This is a genomic window from Archangium sp., assembly GCF_045802675.1.
Lineage (GTDB): Bacteria > Myxococcota > Myxococcia > Myxococcales > Myxococcaceae > Archangium.
In genome coordinates this window covers 22,081-36,460 of sequence record NZ_JBJMQO010000011.1, presented here as the reverse complement: position 1 = coordinate 36,460, position 14,380 = coordinate 22,081, and the positions used below count along the sequence as shown (strand labels likewise).

The 14,380-nt window shown below is 70.6% G+C and carries 12 protein-coding genes; 6 read left to right on the top strand and 6 right to left on the bottom strand.

Annotated elements, in window-relative coordinates; genetic code table 11:
• The first annotated feature begins 464 nt into the window (after nucleotides 1-464).
• The 3 genes from ACJ8AN_RS02525 to ACJ8AN_RS02515 all read left to right on the top strand — a co-directional run bounded on the left by ACJ8AN_RS02525 (nucleotide 465) and on the right by ACJ8AN_RS02515 (nucleotide 4,970).
• On the top strand, nucleotides 465-1,385 hold the full coding sequence (locus tag ACJ8AN_RS02525) for a hypothetical protein (RefSeq protein ID WP_407753583.1): 921 nt from the start codon (nucleotides 465-467) through the stop codon (nucleotides 1,383-1,385).
• A gap of 184 nt (nucleotides 1,386-1,569) precedes the next feature.
• Complete coding sequence (locus ACJ8AN_RS02520; protein ID WP_407753582.1) at nucleotides 1,570-2,958, top strand: hypothetical protein; 1,389 nt, start codon at nucleotides 1,570-1,572, stop codon at nucleotides 2,956-2,958.
• 314 nt (nucleotides 2,959-3,272) lie between these two features.
• The gene (locus ACJ8AN_RS02515; protein WP_407753581.1) at nucleotides 3,273-4,970 is read left to right on the top strand and encodes a CotH kinase family protein; all 1,698 of its coding nucleotides are present in this window, start codon (nucleotides 3,273-3,275) and stop codon (nucleotides 4,968-4,970) included.
• A gap of 3 nt (nucleotides 4,971-4,973) precedes the next feature.
• Here the strand turns inward: ACJ8AN_RS02515 and gloA are convergent, their stop codons facing one another.
• Nucleotides 4,974-5,360, bottom strand: a complete 387-nt coding sequence (gene gloA, locus ACJ8AN_RS02510; RefSeq protein WP_407753580.1) for a lactoylglutathione lyase — start codon at nucleotides 5,358-5,360, stop codon at nucleotides 4,974-4,976.
• Nucleotides 5,361-5,365: 5 nt separating this feature from the next.
• Nucleotides 5,366-6,097: a hypothetical protein gene (locus tag ACJ8AN_RS02505; protein ID WP_407753579.1), complete on the bottom strand. Its 732-nt coding sequence runs from the start codon at nucleotides 6,095-6,097 to the stop codon at nucleotides 5,366-5,368.
• 145 nt (nucleotides 6,098-6,242) lie between these two features.
• Between ACJ8AN_RS02505 and ACJ8AN_RS02500 the strand changes: the two genes are divergently transcribed.
• Nucleotides 6,243-6,737, top strand: coding sequence for a RebB family R body protein (locus ACJ8AN_RS02500; RefSeq protein ID WP_407753578.1), 495 nt, complete (start codon nucleotides 6,243-6,245; stop codon nucleotides 6,735-6,737).
• Between the two features lie 319 nt (nucleotides 6,738-7,056).
• Here ACJ8AN_RS02500 and ACJ8AN_RS02495 read toward each other — a convergent pair whose 3' ends face one another.
• On the bottom strand, nucleotides 7,057-8,727 hold the full coding sequence (locus ACJ8AN_RS02495) for a hypothetical protein (protein WP_407753577.1): 1,671 nt from the start codon (nucleotides 8,725-8,727) through the stop codon (nucleotides 7,057-7,059).
• Nucleotides 8,728-8,880: 153 nt separating this feature from the next.
• Nucleotides 8,881-11,424: a VIT and vWA domain-containing protein gene (locus tag ACJ8AN_RS02490; protein ID WP_407753576.1), complete on the bottom strand. Its 2,544-nt coding sequence runs from the start codon at nucleotides 11,422-11,424 to the stop codon at nucleotides 8,881-8,883.
• 325 nt (nucleotides 11,425-11,749) lie between these two features.
• On the opposite strand from ACJ8AN_RS02490, the gene ACJ8AN_RS02485 reads away from it, so the two are divergent.
• Nucleotides 11,750-12,181 (top strand): hypothetical protein, encoded by a 432-nt coding sequence (locus tag ACJ8AN_RS02485; RefSeq protein WP_407753575.1) that lies wholly within the window; start codon nucleotides 11,750-11,752, stop codon nucleotides 12,179-12,181.
• 66 nt (nucleotides 12,182-12,247) lie between these two features.
• Nucleotides 12,248-12,742: a YybH family protein gene (locus ACJ8AN_RS02480; RefSeq protein ID WP_407753574.1), complete on the top strand. Its 495-nt coding sequence runs from the start codon at nucleotides 12,248-12,250 to the stop codon at nucleotides 12,740-12,742.
• Nucleotides 12,743-12,752: 10 nt separating this feature from the next.
• On the opposite strand, the gene ACJ8AN_RS02475 is transcribed toward ACJ8AN_RS02480, so the two are convergent.
• On the bottom strand, nucleotides 12,753-13,298 hold the full coding sequence (locus tag ACJ8AN_RS02475) for a glutathione peroxidase (protein WP_407753573.1): 546 nt from the start codon (nucleotides 13,296-13,298) through the stop codon (nucleotides 12,753-12,755).
• Between the two features lie 54 nt (nucleotides 13,299-13,352).
• Entirely contained in the window at nucleotides 13,353-14,324 is a 972-nt protein-coding gene (locus ACJ8AN_RS02470) for a DUF6328 family protein (RefSeq protein WP_407753572.1), read from the bottom strand.
• Between the last annotated feature and the right edge of the window lie 56 nt (nucleotides 14,325-14,380).

Below are 14,380 nucleotides of genomic sequence, written 5' to 3'. Positions count from 1 at the left end.
TGCTCGACGCGAACCAGAGCAGCCAGAGTCCGGTCTCACTCACGGATGGGCCCGTCGAGAGCTATCTGACCGAGGAGCTTGGGTATCTTGATCCCTTGACCCGGCTGTACGGGCAGATCTGGACGGGCGGCCCGAATGTGATCATCCGGTACTATGAGGCACGCCCTCCGGATGGAGACCCCATCCCCATTTGCGCCGTTGCTCGCCTGGGGCGTGGCGGCTTGCAGAAGAGACCGGAGTCTCCTCCCGGAGTCGCGTTGATAGAGCACCCTCGCGCAGCCGTGTTCATCGTCGACGCTTTCCGGTGAGCCGCGCCTCGTTCTCGTTCGGCCGATGACACCCTCGCGCTGAGGTCGCGCGAGTGCTTATTGTCCATTGGCCAGCAAGAGACAGGTGCCCGCGAGCGGCGGCGGCTCCCGGGCACCCCAGGTGGTAGCTTCCCTCGCCTCGAGGAGCCTCCCCGTATGCCCTACTCCGTGTTGTTGACGTCCCATCGCCGCTTCTCGGACGTGCGCTCCGGTGCGCCCGACCGGCTCACGGTCAAGGAGCTGCGTGCCTGTCTGGAGCTGCTCGCGCGCTCGCGGCCCACGCAGGAGGCCAAACGGCCCGATGGCTCCACCTGGGTGTTTCGTGGAGGTGAATCCCCCGCCATGGCGCCTCTGTTGTGGGCGGGCGTGCGGCCCAACAATGGCCCGCAGGCGGGCACCCTCCATCTGGCGGTGGGGGGCACCAGTCCGTTCTTCCTGGCCAACATGTTCGAGGTGCTGTCGATCGCGGCGCTGGCCAACGAGGAGCTGGGCCTGCACGCCTTCGAGGCGACGCACGGCAAGGAAGTGACGGTGGAGTCGCTCCGCCAGCTCACGGACGTGCAGGGCGAGTACTCGCGGGAGCAGGCGACCCTGTGGCAGCAACGCCGCGAGCGGCTCCACGCCTCCATCCTGATGCCGCTCGAGTTCCCCGCGGGCCAGCATGACGAAGGCCCCAACCTGCTGGCGCTGCGGCTCAAGCACCCGAAGCCGCCCCCGTTGGAGCAACTGCTCGCGGAGCCGCCGGAAGGCCAGGAGGTGGAAATCCACGGGCAGCAAGGCGTCTGGTTCGACCGGGCCTCGAAGGAGCCGGTGACGTGGTTCCTGCTCAACCCCAATGCACCGGACGAGCTGCTCATCTGGCCCCAGTGGGGGGATGCGCCCTTCTCGCGGACGGCGCACGCCACCTTCGAAGTGGCGGTGCGGCTGCGCGCGCGCGTGGGGGGACAGCTGCTGTGGAATGGAGAGCCAGTCACGCCGGAGCGCACCGCGTGGCTGCAGCGCTACCCGGAGCTGCTCGGCGTCGAGTTGCTGCAACTCGTCACGCTCGGCTGGGAGCCCGTGACGCGCAAGGTGTAGCGGTCTGCCGCACACCCGCTGTTGGGGCCCCAAATTCAGGTCGGGATGTCAGCCCCGCTCGCACCCGGAAAGGGCGGGGCGGGCGATCCAACCGGAAACCCTCCCGTCAAACAGTGCATGAGCGCCCGTTCCGGAGCCTGGCCGGATGGCCGGACGAGGCGCCTTGCACGTGAGGGAGACAACCTTGAAGACGACGACGCTTCGCAACCTCTGGGCTGCGGTGGTGGTGCTGGGCCTGGGCACGGGATGCGGCAACACGGTGCAGGTGAAGGGCAAGGTCACGGACGGCGAGGGCTCGCAGCCTCAGGCGGTGCTCGCCGGGGCGATTCCGATTGGAGGCTCGGGGACGGTGGCGGCGGCGACGCAGGTGCGCGCCAGCACCGTGGGCCAGGACGGCAAGCTGACGGTGGTGGCCGAGGCCAAGCTCGAGGCCCAGGGCAGCTACACGCTCGACGTGCCCGCCGGTGAGGAGCACCTGGTGCTGCAGGCGGTGGACGCCTCGGGCCAGGTGGTGGCCTCGGCGCTGCTCGAGGCTACGGCCGAGGGCAAGGACGCGGTGGCTCCGCCCATGGACGGCGAGAGCTCGCTGGAGTCCGAAATCTACCTGCAGATGACGGCGGATGCCGGGGCGCAGGCGGTGGACATGGTGGACGTGCGCGCCCGCATCACCGCGAGCATGGCGGCGGCGGCGCGGCAGGGCGCCAACACGGCCGAGGCCTTCCGCGCGCGGGTGGAGGCGCTGGCGGACGCGGTGCGCGCGGCGCAGCAGGCGGAGCTGGAGATGTACGCCAAGGCCGGCGTGCAGACGAGCCAGTCCGCGCTCTTCCAGGGCGAGCTCGAGGCGGCGGCGGCGCTGAACGTGGCGCTGGATGCGGGCACCTCGGTGGCGCAGGCCTATGACACCTTCCACGCGCAGCTGCAGGCGGCGGCCGAGAAGCTGGGCGCCAAGGTGGAGCAGCAGGCGCAGAGCGAGCGCGCGGCGAGCGCCTCCTTCCGGGCCACGGTGAAGGCGCGGCTGTCGGCCGAGGACGCGCAGCCGCTGGTGGACGCGGCGCTGCGGGCCTCGGCGGGCATGGAGGCGAGGGCCTCGGGCGCGGCGCTCTCGGCCATCCTCTCGGCGGCGGGCGCGGCGGAGGACGTGAAGCAGCAGGCGGCGGCGTCGAGCGCCACGCTGCGCTCCGAGGTGCGTGCTTCCACGAGCGCGGCCGTGGCGGCGCAGGCCTTCACCCGCTTCAGCGCGAGCGTGGCGAGCAGCGCCAACGTGCAGACCTCGGTGCTGGGCCAGTACCTCGGGGTGAGCGTGACGAACCAGCTGGTGGTGAGCACGACGGTGAGCGCCACGGTGGCGGCGGCGGCGACGCTGGACACCACGCTGGACGCGGCGGCCTCGGCGGCGGTGTCGTCGAACGCGGTGGACGTCACGTTGCTGGCCACCAAGACGGCCGAGGCCTACCAGGCCTACGCGACGGCGGTGCGCGCACAGGCCTCCGCGCTGGCCGTGTTCGGCACCAAGGCCACTCCCGCAGTGGAGCTGCTGCTGGTGGCCGACGGCTCCTTCCAGATGGGCCAGTAGCCCCCACCTCCACCACGCGTTGACCCCACGCATCCCCTCTCCCCGGCACCGTCCGGCGCGAGAGGGGATGTTGTTTCGATGCATGAAATGACCCGATGAAGACCCGGACGGTCAGCTCCGCCAGGCAGAGCACCCCGAGCGTGCCCGCCCTGGACACGATCACCGAGCGGGTCGACCTGTCCTGACGCGGGAGCCGCTCGCCTGCCCGCCCTCGGGGCAGGGGCTCTGTGTCCGGGAGGAAGGTCCTCCCAGGTCGCTGCCCGCCCGGTTTTGGAGTGACTACTCCTCTCCCACGGCGGGGCGGGGGAGGGGACATGGCAGGCAGGGGGCGGTGGATCCGGTGCGCGCTGGTGTTGCTGGCGTGCCTCGGCGGGGCGGGGTGTGGTTCCTCGGGCGAGAAGAGCGGCCCGCTCGGTGCGGGAGTGGACAGTCCCCCGGACTCGACGGCACCGTCCGACGTCACGCCGCCCGCGCCCTCTCCGGATGACTCGAAGCCGCCGTCGTCTCCGGATGCCGGCACGCCGCCGGACACGGGCACACCGCCTCCGAAGCCCACCGTCTGCGCGCCCACGGGCGCGGGCCCGCACTGGCTCCAGGAGGGCGAGCCGCTGACCGTCACGCTCCGCTGCGGCACGGGCTACTCGGCGGCGGGGCTGCGCTTCACCGTGTCTCCGCTGCCGGAAGGTGCGCGCGTGGACGAGGCGAGCGGCACCTTCACCTGGACACCGGGGAAGGCCCAGGCGGCCGTGTGGCGGCTCACCATCACCGAGCGGAGCACGGGCGAGACGGGGGTGCTCGAGGTGGGCGTGGCCGACAACTTCCAGGCGCCGGGCAACGTGCGCGAGTTGGACCCGGTCACGTACACCGAGGAGTACGGGCTGCCGGTGATGCACCTCTTCTTCGAGGGGCAGCTCACGGCGGGTGGCTACCGGCCGGTGCAGCTCGTCTACCGCGGGCACCGCTACACCGCCGAGGCCAAGTACCGTGGCGCCACCTCGAGCGTCTTCCCCAAGCGCAACTACACGCTGAAGTTCGCCAAGGAGGACCCCTTCAACGAGCCGGAGCTCGCGGGAGGCTTCACCGGCCGGCGCAACATGGTCCTCATCACCAGCTTCAACGACAATTCCAACCTGCGGCCGAGGCTCGCCTTCGACCTGTGGAACCGGATGTCGCCGGACCACGTGCAGGTGAAGACCTTCAGCGTGGTGCTCTACGTGAATGGGCGCTTCTGGGGCCTCTTCACCGCGGCGGACCAGGTGAACGACGACCTGATGAAGCAGCACGGCCTCTCCAAGGACGGAGACCTCTTCAAGGCGGTGGAGGCGGACGCGAACTTCTCGCGGCTCGACCACAATGGCGCGCCGAAGGATCCGCTGCAGCTCGGTTTCGAGAAGAAGGAAGGCACGCCCAAGGACGGCCAGGTCGGCGCCTATGACACGCTCAACGCGCTCATCGCCTTCATCTCGGACTCGGACCGGGAGACGTTCCGCTCGAAGTGGGGCACGTGGCTGAACACCCAGGACTACGAGGACTGGTGGATCTTCAATACGGCCATTCTCGGCACGGACTCGGGCGGGAAGAACGCGTACCACTCCTTCGACCCGGCGACGCGCGCGCCCTGGCGCTTCATCCCGTGGGACCTCGACGCGAGCTTCGGCCAGGACTGGGACACGCGCCGCACCGGCTCCACGGCCCTGCTGGACTTCTCCGGCGTCAACCACCTCTTCGCCCGCATGCTGGCCGAGCCCACCATCTCCACGCCCATGCGCGAGCGCTACCGGCAGATGCTGCACGGCCCCATGGCCAAGGCCGAGGTGCTGAAGCTCATCGACGGGTACGAGCGGGAAATCCACGCCGTGGCCCTGCGCGACGAGGCGCGGTGGCTCCAGCAGTACCGCTCGTTCGAGCGCTGGAGCGACCGGAGCGACTTCACCACCCACGAGCAGGAGGTGGACTACATCCGCCGGTGGGTGGACGAGCGGTGGGAGTTGCTGGAGCGGCGGTTGCCGTAGGGCCTACGCGCGCTGCTGGATGAGCTCGACGCGGTAGCCATCCGGGTCCTCGATGAAGGCGATGACGGTGGTGCCGTGCTTCATGGGGCCCGGCTCGCGCACCACCTTGCCCCCGGCCTGGCGGATGGCGTCGCAGGTGGCGTGGATGTCCTGCACGCCGAGGGCGATGTGGCCGTAGGCCGTGCCCAGCTCGTACTTCGAGGTGCCCCAGTTGTAGGTGAGCTCCAGGGCGGGGTGGGTGTCCTCGGGGCCGAAGCCCACGAAGGCCAGGGTGAACTTGCCGTCCGGGTAGTCGTGGCGGCGCAGCAGCTTCATGCCGATGACCCGGGTGTAGAAGTCGAGCGACTTGTCGAGGTCTCCGACGCGCAGCATCGTGTGGAGGATTCGCATGCGCGCTACATACCCTGGAACGTGCGCGTCCACGCCTCCAACCGCCGCTGCAGCGCGGTGAGTGTCCAGAGGTCGGCGGGGTTGTCCGGGGCCACCTGCGCGAGCGCCCGCTCCACGTGGGGCAGGGCACCGGGCTCGCCCCACTCGGACAGCCGGCGCAGGGCGGACAGCGACGGGCCCACCTCCAGCGTGGCCAGCAACGTCCGCACCACGCGCGGGCTGCGCTCGCGGCACAGCCTGTCCACCGCCTCGTGCCGCTCCTCGAAGGTGGAGTGAGCGTCCAGCAGCACCGCGGAGAGCGCCTGGAAGGTCTCCTCCGGCAGCAGGGGCTGGGGCGAGGGGTGGGGCCAGTGCTCGAGCGTGATGCCGGTGGTGCCCGCCACGCTGGACTCGCGCTTCACCCCGTCCGCGCCGAGCAGCTCCAGCAGCCGTCCCGGGGAAGGCCTGCCCGCGTCCAATACCCGCTGCGCCCGCTCGGTGAGCGCGGCCGAGTGCCCGAGCAGGTGCAGCCGCAGCACGGACACCTCCTCGAGCGCGCAGGCCGCCTTCTCCACCCGCTTCCACTTCACGAAGACCTCGGCGAGCCCCCGCTCGTGCACGTACCAGCGGTACTCCAGCCAGACGGCGCTCAGGCGCTGGTCGAAGCGCGCGTCCTCGGGCTCGTACATCCGGGAGGCGCCCTCGCTCATTCCCTCGAAGGAGGAGTCCAGCAGCGCCTGCACGTGGCTCAGTTGCATGGGGGCTCGGTGCAGTGTGTCACGTCCGAGCGGGGCGGGAGAAGGTGGCGCCCGGGGCACGAGTTCTCGACGCCGCCGGGCCGGAGGGCTTTACTCCACGCGGGGGGGCACCGGGATGCCCTTTCATTCTTCCAGGAGGAACGCGATGGCGGATGGCGACAAGGTGAATCTGGCGACGCTCGGTGCCGAGGCGGAGCTGGTGCGGCTCGGGACGGCGGTGGCCGAGGTGCTGACGAAGCTCAACGAGGTCACCGCGCAGCAGCAGCGGGGCATCCTGCAGCTCGTCGTGGAGGCGCGGATGGCGTGCGAGGCCATGAAGGGTTCCTCGCCCGAGTCGAAGTCCGCCTCGCTCCCGCCCATCGAGCCGGCGCAGTCCGTGGCCCCGGCGGAGAAGCCCGTGGTGTCCGCCTCCACGTCCGCCCACCCCGACGAGGTGCGGGCGCGGGCGCTGGCCTCCGTGTACGAGGCGGCGGCGCAGGCGCTCGGCCTGGCCTTCCACAACGCGGTGGCCAATCAGCAGCAGCTCAACACCCTGGGGCAGGCGGCGCTGAGCCAGTCGGCCGTGCTCGTGCTCTCGACGGGCACCTCGGGCGAGCCGCACGGCGAATCCCAGCCGGCCAGCGTGCTCAAGGCGGGTTGAGCTGGAGCGCCGTACCCCGGGCCCGGCGTGGATGTCGGGCGCTGGACGCCGGCACCGCGCGAGGGCTCCGAGAGACTTCCGGAGCCCTGCCCGGCCCGCGCTGCTGCCACATGCCGGAGGGCAGTCACGCCTTCCCGGGCGCGCACTCGCCGGGATGGGGGGCGGACGTGCTCTCCGTCTCATTCACTCGGGAAGGCGAACGGCTCGTCGCCGAGGCGTGGGCGCGTAATTGCTCGCGGGGACGGAGCTGGAGGGGCTCGTTACCCCCGAGGAACTGTGTCTGGAATTGCAGCAGGGGAGCGTGCCTCTACGGTAGGGCTCAGCGCTGGGTGACGGCGGTCGGGGGACTCCAATCGAGCTGCGACAGGCCGCCCTCGGTGCCGAAGAGGACCGAGCCCTCCTCCACGAGGATGGAATACACGCGCGGGTCCGCGAGCCGGAGCAGCGGGTGCACCGTGCCGCTCCGCGCGTCGTAGTGCACCGCGCCCAGCAGCGTGCCCACCAGCGCTCCGTCCGGCACCAGCGCCGTGGACACCACGTAGCGGCTCGGCAGGCCCTCGGCGTCGCGCACCCGCGTCCAGCGCTCGCCGTCGAAGTAGCTGAAGCCGTCCTGGCATGAGCCCACCACCGCCCGCCCCCCCTCGTCCGCCGCGAGCGCCGTCACCCAGTTGTCCGTCAGGTCCTTCCCGTCGTGGAAGCGCATCCACTGCTCGCCGTCCCAGCGCACGAGGCCCCGGTCCTCGCTCGCCACCCAGAGGTAGCGCCCCGCGCCGTCCGCGACCGACACGTGCGAGCTCCAGCCCTCGGGCAGTTGCAGCCGCTTCGCCAGCTCGAGCGGCTGGCTCGCCCGCTTCACGAAGGAGACGCCACGCCCGTCCACCAGGCCCACGCCGTCCTCGGTGTCCGGCAGCGCCGCCAGCACCGCCAGCTTGCTGAGCCCCACCGGGTTGCGGCCCCCATACGCCATCGGCGTCCACGTCTTCCCGTCGTAGAGGCCCAGCCCGTACATCGTGGCCACGTAGAGGTTGGGCCCGTCGCTCGCGACACCCAGCACGTGGTTGCTCGGGATGTTCGGCATGCGCACCGTGCGCCACCGGCCGTCCGGCTGCTCCCAGCACACGCCCTTGTCGAAGGTGCCCACCACCCGCTGGCCCTGGTGCCGCGCGAGCGCGGTGATGTGATTGCCGCACAGCTGGCCCGTGGGCGTCACCCGCTTCCACTCCTTGCCCTGGCGCCGGAAGACGCCCTGCTCGCGCGTGCCCACCCACGCCACGCCCTTCTCCTCAAGCAGGCGCGTGGGGCCCGGGGGCAGCGCCTTGGACTCGCCCGTGCTCGCGCCCCAGGGCCGCGACTCGCCCTCACCGCCGAGCACCCGCGTGCCGCCCTTCGCGTCCGTGGCGTACGCGAGTGGCCCCACGGGCACGGGCAGCGACACGAGCCCCTCCGGCCCCAGTGTGAAGGCGCCCTCGGTGGTGCCCACGTGCAGCGACTCGCCCGCTTCCTCCAGCAGCAGCACCTGGCCCGGCACCGTCCACATGCGCCCCGAGGCCGGCGCCATCACCCGCCCGTCCGCCGTGCCGAGGTAGCGCTCGGTGAAGGCCGTGTACGTGGGGCCCGGGGCCAGCCGCTCCGAGAGCCACCCGAGCGCCGCGCGGTACACCTCGGCGTTCATGCTCCCCGCGGCGGGCAGCGCGTACCACTTCGCGCCCACCACCGGCTCCACGCGCCAGCCCTTGTCCACCGCCACCACGCCCTCGTCCGTGGCCGCGAAGAGGCGGTTGCCAGCGACTTGCAGCGCGCGGCAGAAGTGGCTCGGCAGGCCGTCCTCCACCGTCAGCGTGCGCACCGGGCGGCCCGAGCGGGTGAAGAGCTCGAGGCCTCCCTCGGTGCAGGCCACCACGTGGTCGTTGTAGGCGGCGAGGTCATGCACCGTCTCGGTGTTGGTGACGGTGGCGGAGAGCAGGGCGGCGGTCAGCGTCGGGAGCAGCATGCGTGTCTGCATTGCGAAGCCCGGGCCAGCGTGCATCTCCGCGAAATCACTCGGGCGTGTCTCCTGCCGGCCACGAGATGCGGCCGTGCGCCAGCACCCGGCCGAGGAGGGGCCGAGGCACTGGCGCACGGAGTGGCGCACGGAGGGGCGGGGCTACTCCTCGACGGTGAGGGCGACGCGAATCTTCTCGCGGCGCTCGAAGCGGTTGCCAGCGGCGTCCCGGGCCACGAGCACCAGCTCGTACTCCCCGGGCTCGGTGCCAGCGGGCACCACCAGCTCGCGGGAGAAGCGCAGGCCATCGCGCGTCTCCAGCAGCACCTGCTCGTCGCCGAAGAGCTCGCCGTAGACGCTCAGCTCCCGGGTGGCCTCCACCGCATCCACCTCCAGCCGCAGCGTCTGGCCCGGGGCGAGCAGCCGCGAGGACAGCGTCACCTCGAAGTCGTTGCCCTGGGAGTCCAGGCGGTAGCGCACCTCGCGGCGGCGCACCGTGCCGTCCTTCATCTCCACGGCCACCAGCACGTCGTAGTACCCGTCCTTCACGAAGAGGGGCACGAGGAAGCGGCCGCGCCAGTAACCCGACACCGTGTCGTACGTGAGCGGCTTCACCAGGCCGAAGGGGAAGTAGGCCGTCACGCGGCGCGCGTTCCTCGGGGCCACCACGGAGATGATGGGGTCGCCCGGCGGAATCTCCTCGCGGCTCAGCTCGCCGAAGACGCCCGTGTACGAGGTGCCCTCGGGCAGCTCCACCGGCACCACCTCGCGCACCGACTCGCTACCGGGCTGCGTGCGCGCCACTTCCTCCACCGCGACGAAGGAGGTGTACTTGCTCATCAGCCCGTACTGGAGCGCCGTGGCGGTGATGGCCTGAACCACCTCGGGCTTCTCGCCGCGGAAGTTCTCCACCGACAGCTCCTCAATGCGCTGGCGCGCCCACAGGCTGCGCAGGGCCGAGTGCTCCGGCGCGGACTCGGGGAAGGTGAGGGGCACCTCGAAGCGGCGCTCCTGCCCACGCACGCGGCCGGTGATGCGCAGCAGGCCCTGGCCCGAGCCGTGGAACTTGCCGACGAGGAACAGCGGCTGGCCGCTGAAGAGGTCCGGCATGACGCGCGGGTAGACGTCCGACACCGGCAGCCCGTCCGTGTCCACCTTCACCGAGGTGAGCACCGGGCCGCGGATGCGCGACTCGAACTCGCGAGCCACCTCGTCCTCGGGCCGGTTGAGGTTGACGAAGGTGGAGGCGCCACGGCCCACCTCGCCCATCTTCGCGACGAGGTAGCGGTTGACGTCGTTGCCCACGCCCACGCTGAAGACGCGCGTCTCCTCGCGCAAGTGGTGCTGGAGGGTGCCGAGCACCGCGTCATCGCCTCCGATGAAGCCATCCGTCATGAGCAGCACCATGCGCAGGCGGGCCGGGTCGTTGGCGGGCACCATGGCCTCCCGGGCCGCGATGCCGATGTCCGTGCCGCCACCGCCCCAGAAGTTGGCCACGTAGGGCAGGGCGCGCGCCACGTTCTCCGGCGAGGCCGGCACCGCGGCGGGAGCGAACTTCGTCACCGACGTGTCGAAGTTGAGCACCTGGAAGGTGTCCTCGGGCTGGAGGTGGCTGAGCACCTCGGCGGCGATGGCCTTGGACTTCTCGATGGGCTGGCCCGACTGCGAGCACGAGGTGTCGAGCACCAGGTACAGCTCGCGCGGCACCACCTCCTCCTGCTTCGGCTCGAGCTGCGGGTTGAGCAGCACGAGGAAGAAGCCCTCCTCCGAGCCGGGCTCGCGGTGCACCAGCACGGCGGGGCGGATGAGCGCATCGGCCACGTGGTACTCGAGCGTGAAGGTCTTGTTGGGGATGCGGTCATCCGCGGCCAGCTCCACGCGGGCGCGGCTCGTGCCCTCGCGCGCCACCGTCACCCGGTGCGAGGTGGAGCGCAGCTCGTGCACGGGCATGCCCGCATCCAGGCGCACGCTGAGACGGATGTCCCGGCCGCTGCGCACCTCGGGGGGCAGCACGGGCGGGGTGATGCGGCTCGCGTCGGGGACGGTGGTGGTGTCGGGCGACGTGCCCTCGCCCTGGCGGAAGGCCACGGGCTCGCCGCCGATGTAGCGCGGGCCCACCGTCATGGGGAAGTTGAAGCTGTACTTGCCGCCCTCGTAGACGAGCCGCTCCACGTAGTGGATGCGCACGCGAATCTCCTCCCCGGGGAGGATGTTGGCGACGGACTGGGTGAAGAGGTTGGGGCGCTCCTGGTCGAGCAGCGCGGCCGTCTTCCCCTCGGCGCGGGCGCGCTCGTAGGTGTCGCGGGCCTGCTCGCGCGTCTTGATGACGCCGCGGATGACGCGCTGGCCCACCACGAGCTCCATGGCGTCCACCGCGGCCTTCTCCGGCAGCGGGAAGGCGTAGAGGGCCTCGAGCGGCTCGGCGTAGGGATTCTCGAAGGCCTGGGTGACGGTGACGCTGGCGAGGAAGCCACTGACCTCGGCGTCCACCTCGGTGTGCTTGAGGCTGAAGTGCTGGGGCTGGGACTCGGGGCAGCCGTGGGAGTCGGCGTGGCCGCGCAGCTTCGCCACGAGCGTGCCCTGGGTGATGGCGCCGGAGCTCAGGGGCGAGGCGGGAGCGGGGCAGGACGTTCCGGCTTCGCGCTCCTGGGCGGAGGCGGGCACGGACAGAAGACAGACGAAGAGCGCGGCGAGTGCGGCTCGCATGGAATTCCTCGGACGGGTGGGGTACGCGCCGGGGAAATGCAGCCCGCGGGCCAGGGGCCTGCTTCGCGGCAAGTGCGCGGAAGGACTGGAGCGCGGGCCCGTGCTTCCGAGGGCGAAACGCAAGCTGTGGCCGCCCTGCCGCACGGAGCGCGGGGCGCATCTGTGCCCGGGTGACGGCGCTCAGGACTTCGCTTTTCGCCGAAATGAGGAAAACAAGTATTCATTGACAGATAGTGAAAACGTCATGAATATGCCCGCGCGTCACCTGCCGTGGCCCGTGAGCCACCGAGGTGCGCTCACCCCCCCCCAAGTAAGTGAGGACGCCATGAAGAACCTCCGTCTCCTGAGCGCGCTGTGTGTGCTGTTCCCCGCCCTCGCCTGGAGCAATCCGGTCCACAGCGTCTGGTCCAACTCTCCGATGTTCGTCGCGGATCCCGTCGGTGGTTTCCGCACCGCGACGAAGGCCAACTGCGCGTTCAGCTGGACCGAGGGCACCGGCTATGCCTTCGCCAACGCCACGGCCACGTCCAGCACCGGCGACCTCTTCGAGTTCCAGTTCCTCTCGCCGACGGCCAGCACCAACAGCGGCGCCATCATCGGCAACTGGAATGTCACGAAGAATGGCGTCCTGGTGTGCGGCAACTGCTCGGGCTCGGCCTATGGGCTGAACGGTGGAGTGGGCAGCGGCTTCAAGATCTACGTGAGCGGCGAGAGCTACCACCTCAGCGGCTACGTCACGAGCGTCTACAACTACTGAAGCGCCGGGCCCGGCGCGGGCCCATGACTCACGGTTCCAGAGCGAGCGAGTGTAGTGTGGGAGTCCATGCGACGACTCTCACTGCTCACGGCTGGAATGCTGATGATGTCCGGATGTGCCGCCACCTCCGCTGCCTCGCGGGCGATGACGCCGGAGGAAGAGGTGCTGCTGCGCACCGACCGCGAGTTCAACGCGGCCACGCAGGCCCGGAAGGTGGAGGGCTGGGTGTCCTTCTTCGCGGAGAACGGCTCGATGATGCGGCCCAAGGCCCCCATCACCGGCCACGAGGCCATCCGCGCGGCGATGACGCCGGCCCTCACGAATCCGGACTTCTCGCTGACGTGGGAGCCGAAGCGCGCCGAAGTCACTCCGGGAGGACGGCTGGGTTACACCACGGGCCGCTACCTGAGCGTGCACAAGGACGCGAGCGGCAAGCGCGTGGAAGGGCGCGGCACGTACATGAACTTCTGGCAGAAGCAGCCGGATGGTTCGTGGAAGGTGGTGGTGGACATTGGCGACCCGGATGAGGCGCCGCCACCGCCTCCCACGAAGCCCGACTGAATCGCCCGGGCTACTCAGCCAGTGCCTTGTCGATGGCGCCCTTGAGCTCGGTGCTCTCGGGGGCCACCGAGCTGGGGAAGGCGGCGCGCACCTGGCCGTCCTTGCCCACCAGGTACTTGTGGAAGTTCCACTTGGGCTCGCCGTGCTTGCGCGCGAGGAACTCGTAGAGGGGGGACTGGCCCGCGCCCTTCGTCTTCACCTTCTCGAGCATGGGGAAGGTGACCTTGTAGCGGAGCTCGCAGAACTTCGAGATCTGCTCGGCGCTGCCGGGCTCCTGGCCGCCGAAGTCGTTGGACGGAATGCCGAGCACCACCACGCCCTTGTCCTTGTACTCGCCCCAGAGCTTCTCCAGGCCCGCGTACTGAGGCGTGTAGCCGCACTCGGAGGCGGTGTTCACCACGAGCACCACCTTGCCCTTGTACTCGGAGAGGTTCACGGACTGGCCATTGAGCCGCTTGGACTGCAGGTCATGAAGGGACATCGCACGCTCCGCGGAGAGGGCGGCGGTGCCCAGCAGGAGCGCCGCCGCGGTGAGGGAAAGCAGTCGGTTGAGCATGCCCCCAGATGCCCCAGCCCGCGAGCCGTTTCAAGGTATCGACGGTCCTCCCGCTCACGCGGGGACGGTGCGCGAGCCCCGGGGTGGCGGGGTCGTCCGGGAGGCCCGCCGCGCGCGGCGCGCCAGCGTGAGGCCGAACCACAGCCCGTAGCACACCGCGAGGCACGCGAGCGCGGAGGCCACGGCCAGCGGCACCGAGCCCAGCACCTTGCGCACCACCACGTAGAGGTCCCCGGAGAGCCCGAGCGCGAGCGGGACGAGCGACGCCAGCACGGTGCGGCTGGCGAAGCGGTGGAAGCGCTCCGTCTCCTCGCCCTGCTCGACGATGCGGTGCCAGGCCGCCGGCGTCAGCAGGAGGATGACGCTGAGTGCCACCAGCGCGAGGCTCCCCAGGTGCACGAGCTTCGAGGAGGCGGGCAGCTCGTCGAAGGGCTTCATCAGCATGGTGGCGAACTGGAAGCCCATCAGGGCCTGCGCTCCCGGGAGGACGACGCGGCTCTCGGTGAGCACGTGGCGGATTTTATCTTCGACCTTCGTCTTCCCCTCGGACTGCTCCGCCTGGGCCATGGCCTGCCTCCGCTGGATGTCGGGCGCGAACCTGCGCCGCTGGACCGATTCGAGCCCGTAGAGGAGGCCGAGCGACACCACGCCTCCGCCGAGCCCCAGGGCCAGTCCGCCCGTGCGTCCCAGCACCTTCTCGCCCGCGACGAACAGGTTGATGCCGAGCGCCGCCGAGATGGGCAGCAGGGCCGGCCACATCAGGCGCGTCACCGTGCGGTGGAAGCGGGGCGTGTCCTCGCCGCGCTCGACGATGCGGTGCCAGGCCCCCGGGGTGACGAGCAGGGCGAAGGTCAGCAGCAGCAGCCCCAGGTCCACCAGCAGCAGGTGCTGGGAGGCCACGGGCAATTTCGGGAAGCCTTCCTCGAACACGACTCGGAACCCGAAGCCGATGAGCACCTGCGTCCCCAGGATGAGGATACGGGCCTCGTCGAGTGCGTTCTGCACCTTGCTCTTCAGCTCGGCCATGTGGGCTCCCTCGTACGAGCGTGTGAATGCCTCCGGGCGGTCGCAAGTCACGCCCC

What these genes read in the sequence shown, in the direction of transcription:
- ACJ8AN_RS02525 (WP_407753583.1), top strand. Translation starts at nt 465, where the DNA reads ATGCCCTACTCCGTGTTGTTGACGTCCCATCGCCGCTTCTCGGACGTG.
- ACJ8AN_RS02515 (WP_407753581.1), top strand. Translation starts at nt 3,273, where the DNA reads ATGGCAGGCAGGGGGCGGTGGATCCGGTGCGCGCTGGTGTTGCTGGCG.
- gloA (WP_407753580.1), bottom strand. Translation starts at nt 5,360, where the DNA reads ATGCGAATCCTCCACACGATGCTGCGCGTCGGAGACCTCGACAAGTCG.
- ACJ8AN_RS02505 (WP_407753579.1), bottom strand. Translation starts at nt 6,097, where the DNA reads ATGCAACTGAGCCACGTGCAGGCGCTGCTGGACTCCTCCTTCGAGGGA.
- ACJ8AN_RS02500 (WP_407753578.1), top strand. Translation starts at nt 6,243, where the DNA reads ATGGCGGATGGCGACAAGGTGAATCTGGCGACGCTCGGTGCCGAGGCG.
- ACJ8AN_RS02495 (WP_407753577.1), bottom strand. Translation starts at nt 8,727, where the DNA reads ATGCTGCTCCCGACGCTGACCGCCGCCCTGCTCTCCGCCACCGTCACC.
- ACJ8AN_RS02490 (WP_407753576.1), bottom strand. Translation starts at nt 11,424, where the DNA reads ATGCGAGCCGCACTCGCCGCGCTCTTCGTCTGTCTTCTGTCCGTGCCC.
- ACJ8AN_RS02485 (WP_407753575.1), top strand. Translation starts at nt 11,750, where the DNA reads ATGAAGAACCTCCGTCTCCTGAGCGCGCTGTGTGTGCTGTTCCCCGCC.
- ACJ8AN_RS02480 (WP_407753574.1), top strand. Translation starts at nt 12,248, where the DNA reads ATGCGACGACTCTCACTGCTCACGGCTGGAATGCTGATGATGTCCGGA.
- ACJ8AN_RS02475 (WP_407753573.1), bottom strand. Translation starts at nt 13,298, where the DNA reads ATGCTCAACCGACTGCTTTCCCTCACCGCGGCGGCGCTCCTGCTGGGC.
- ACJ8AN_RS02470 (WP_407753572.1), bottom strand. Translation starts at nt 14,324, where the DNA reads ATGGCCGAGCTGAAGAGCAAGGTGCAGAACGCACTCGACGAGGCCCGT.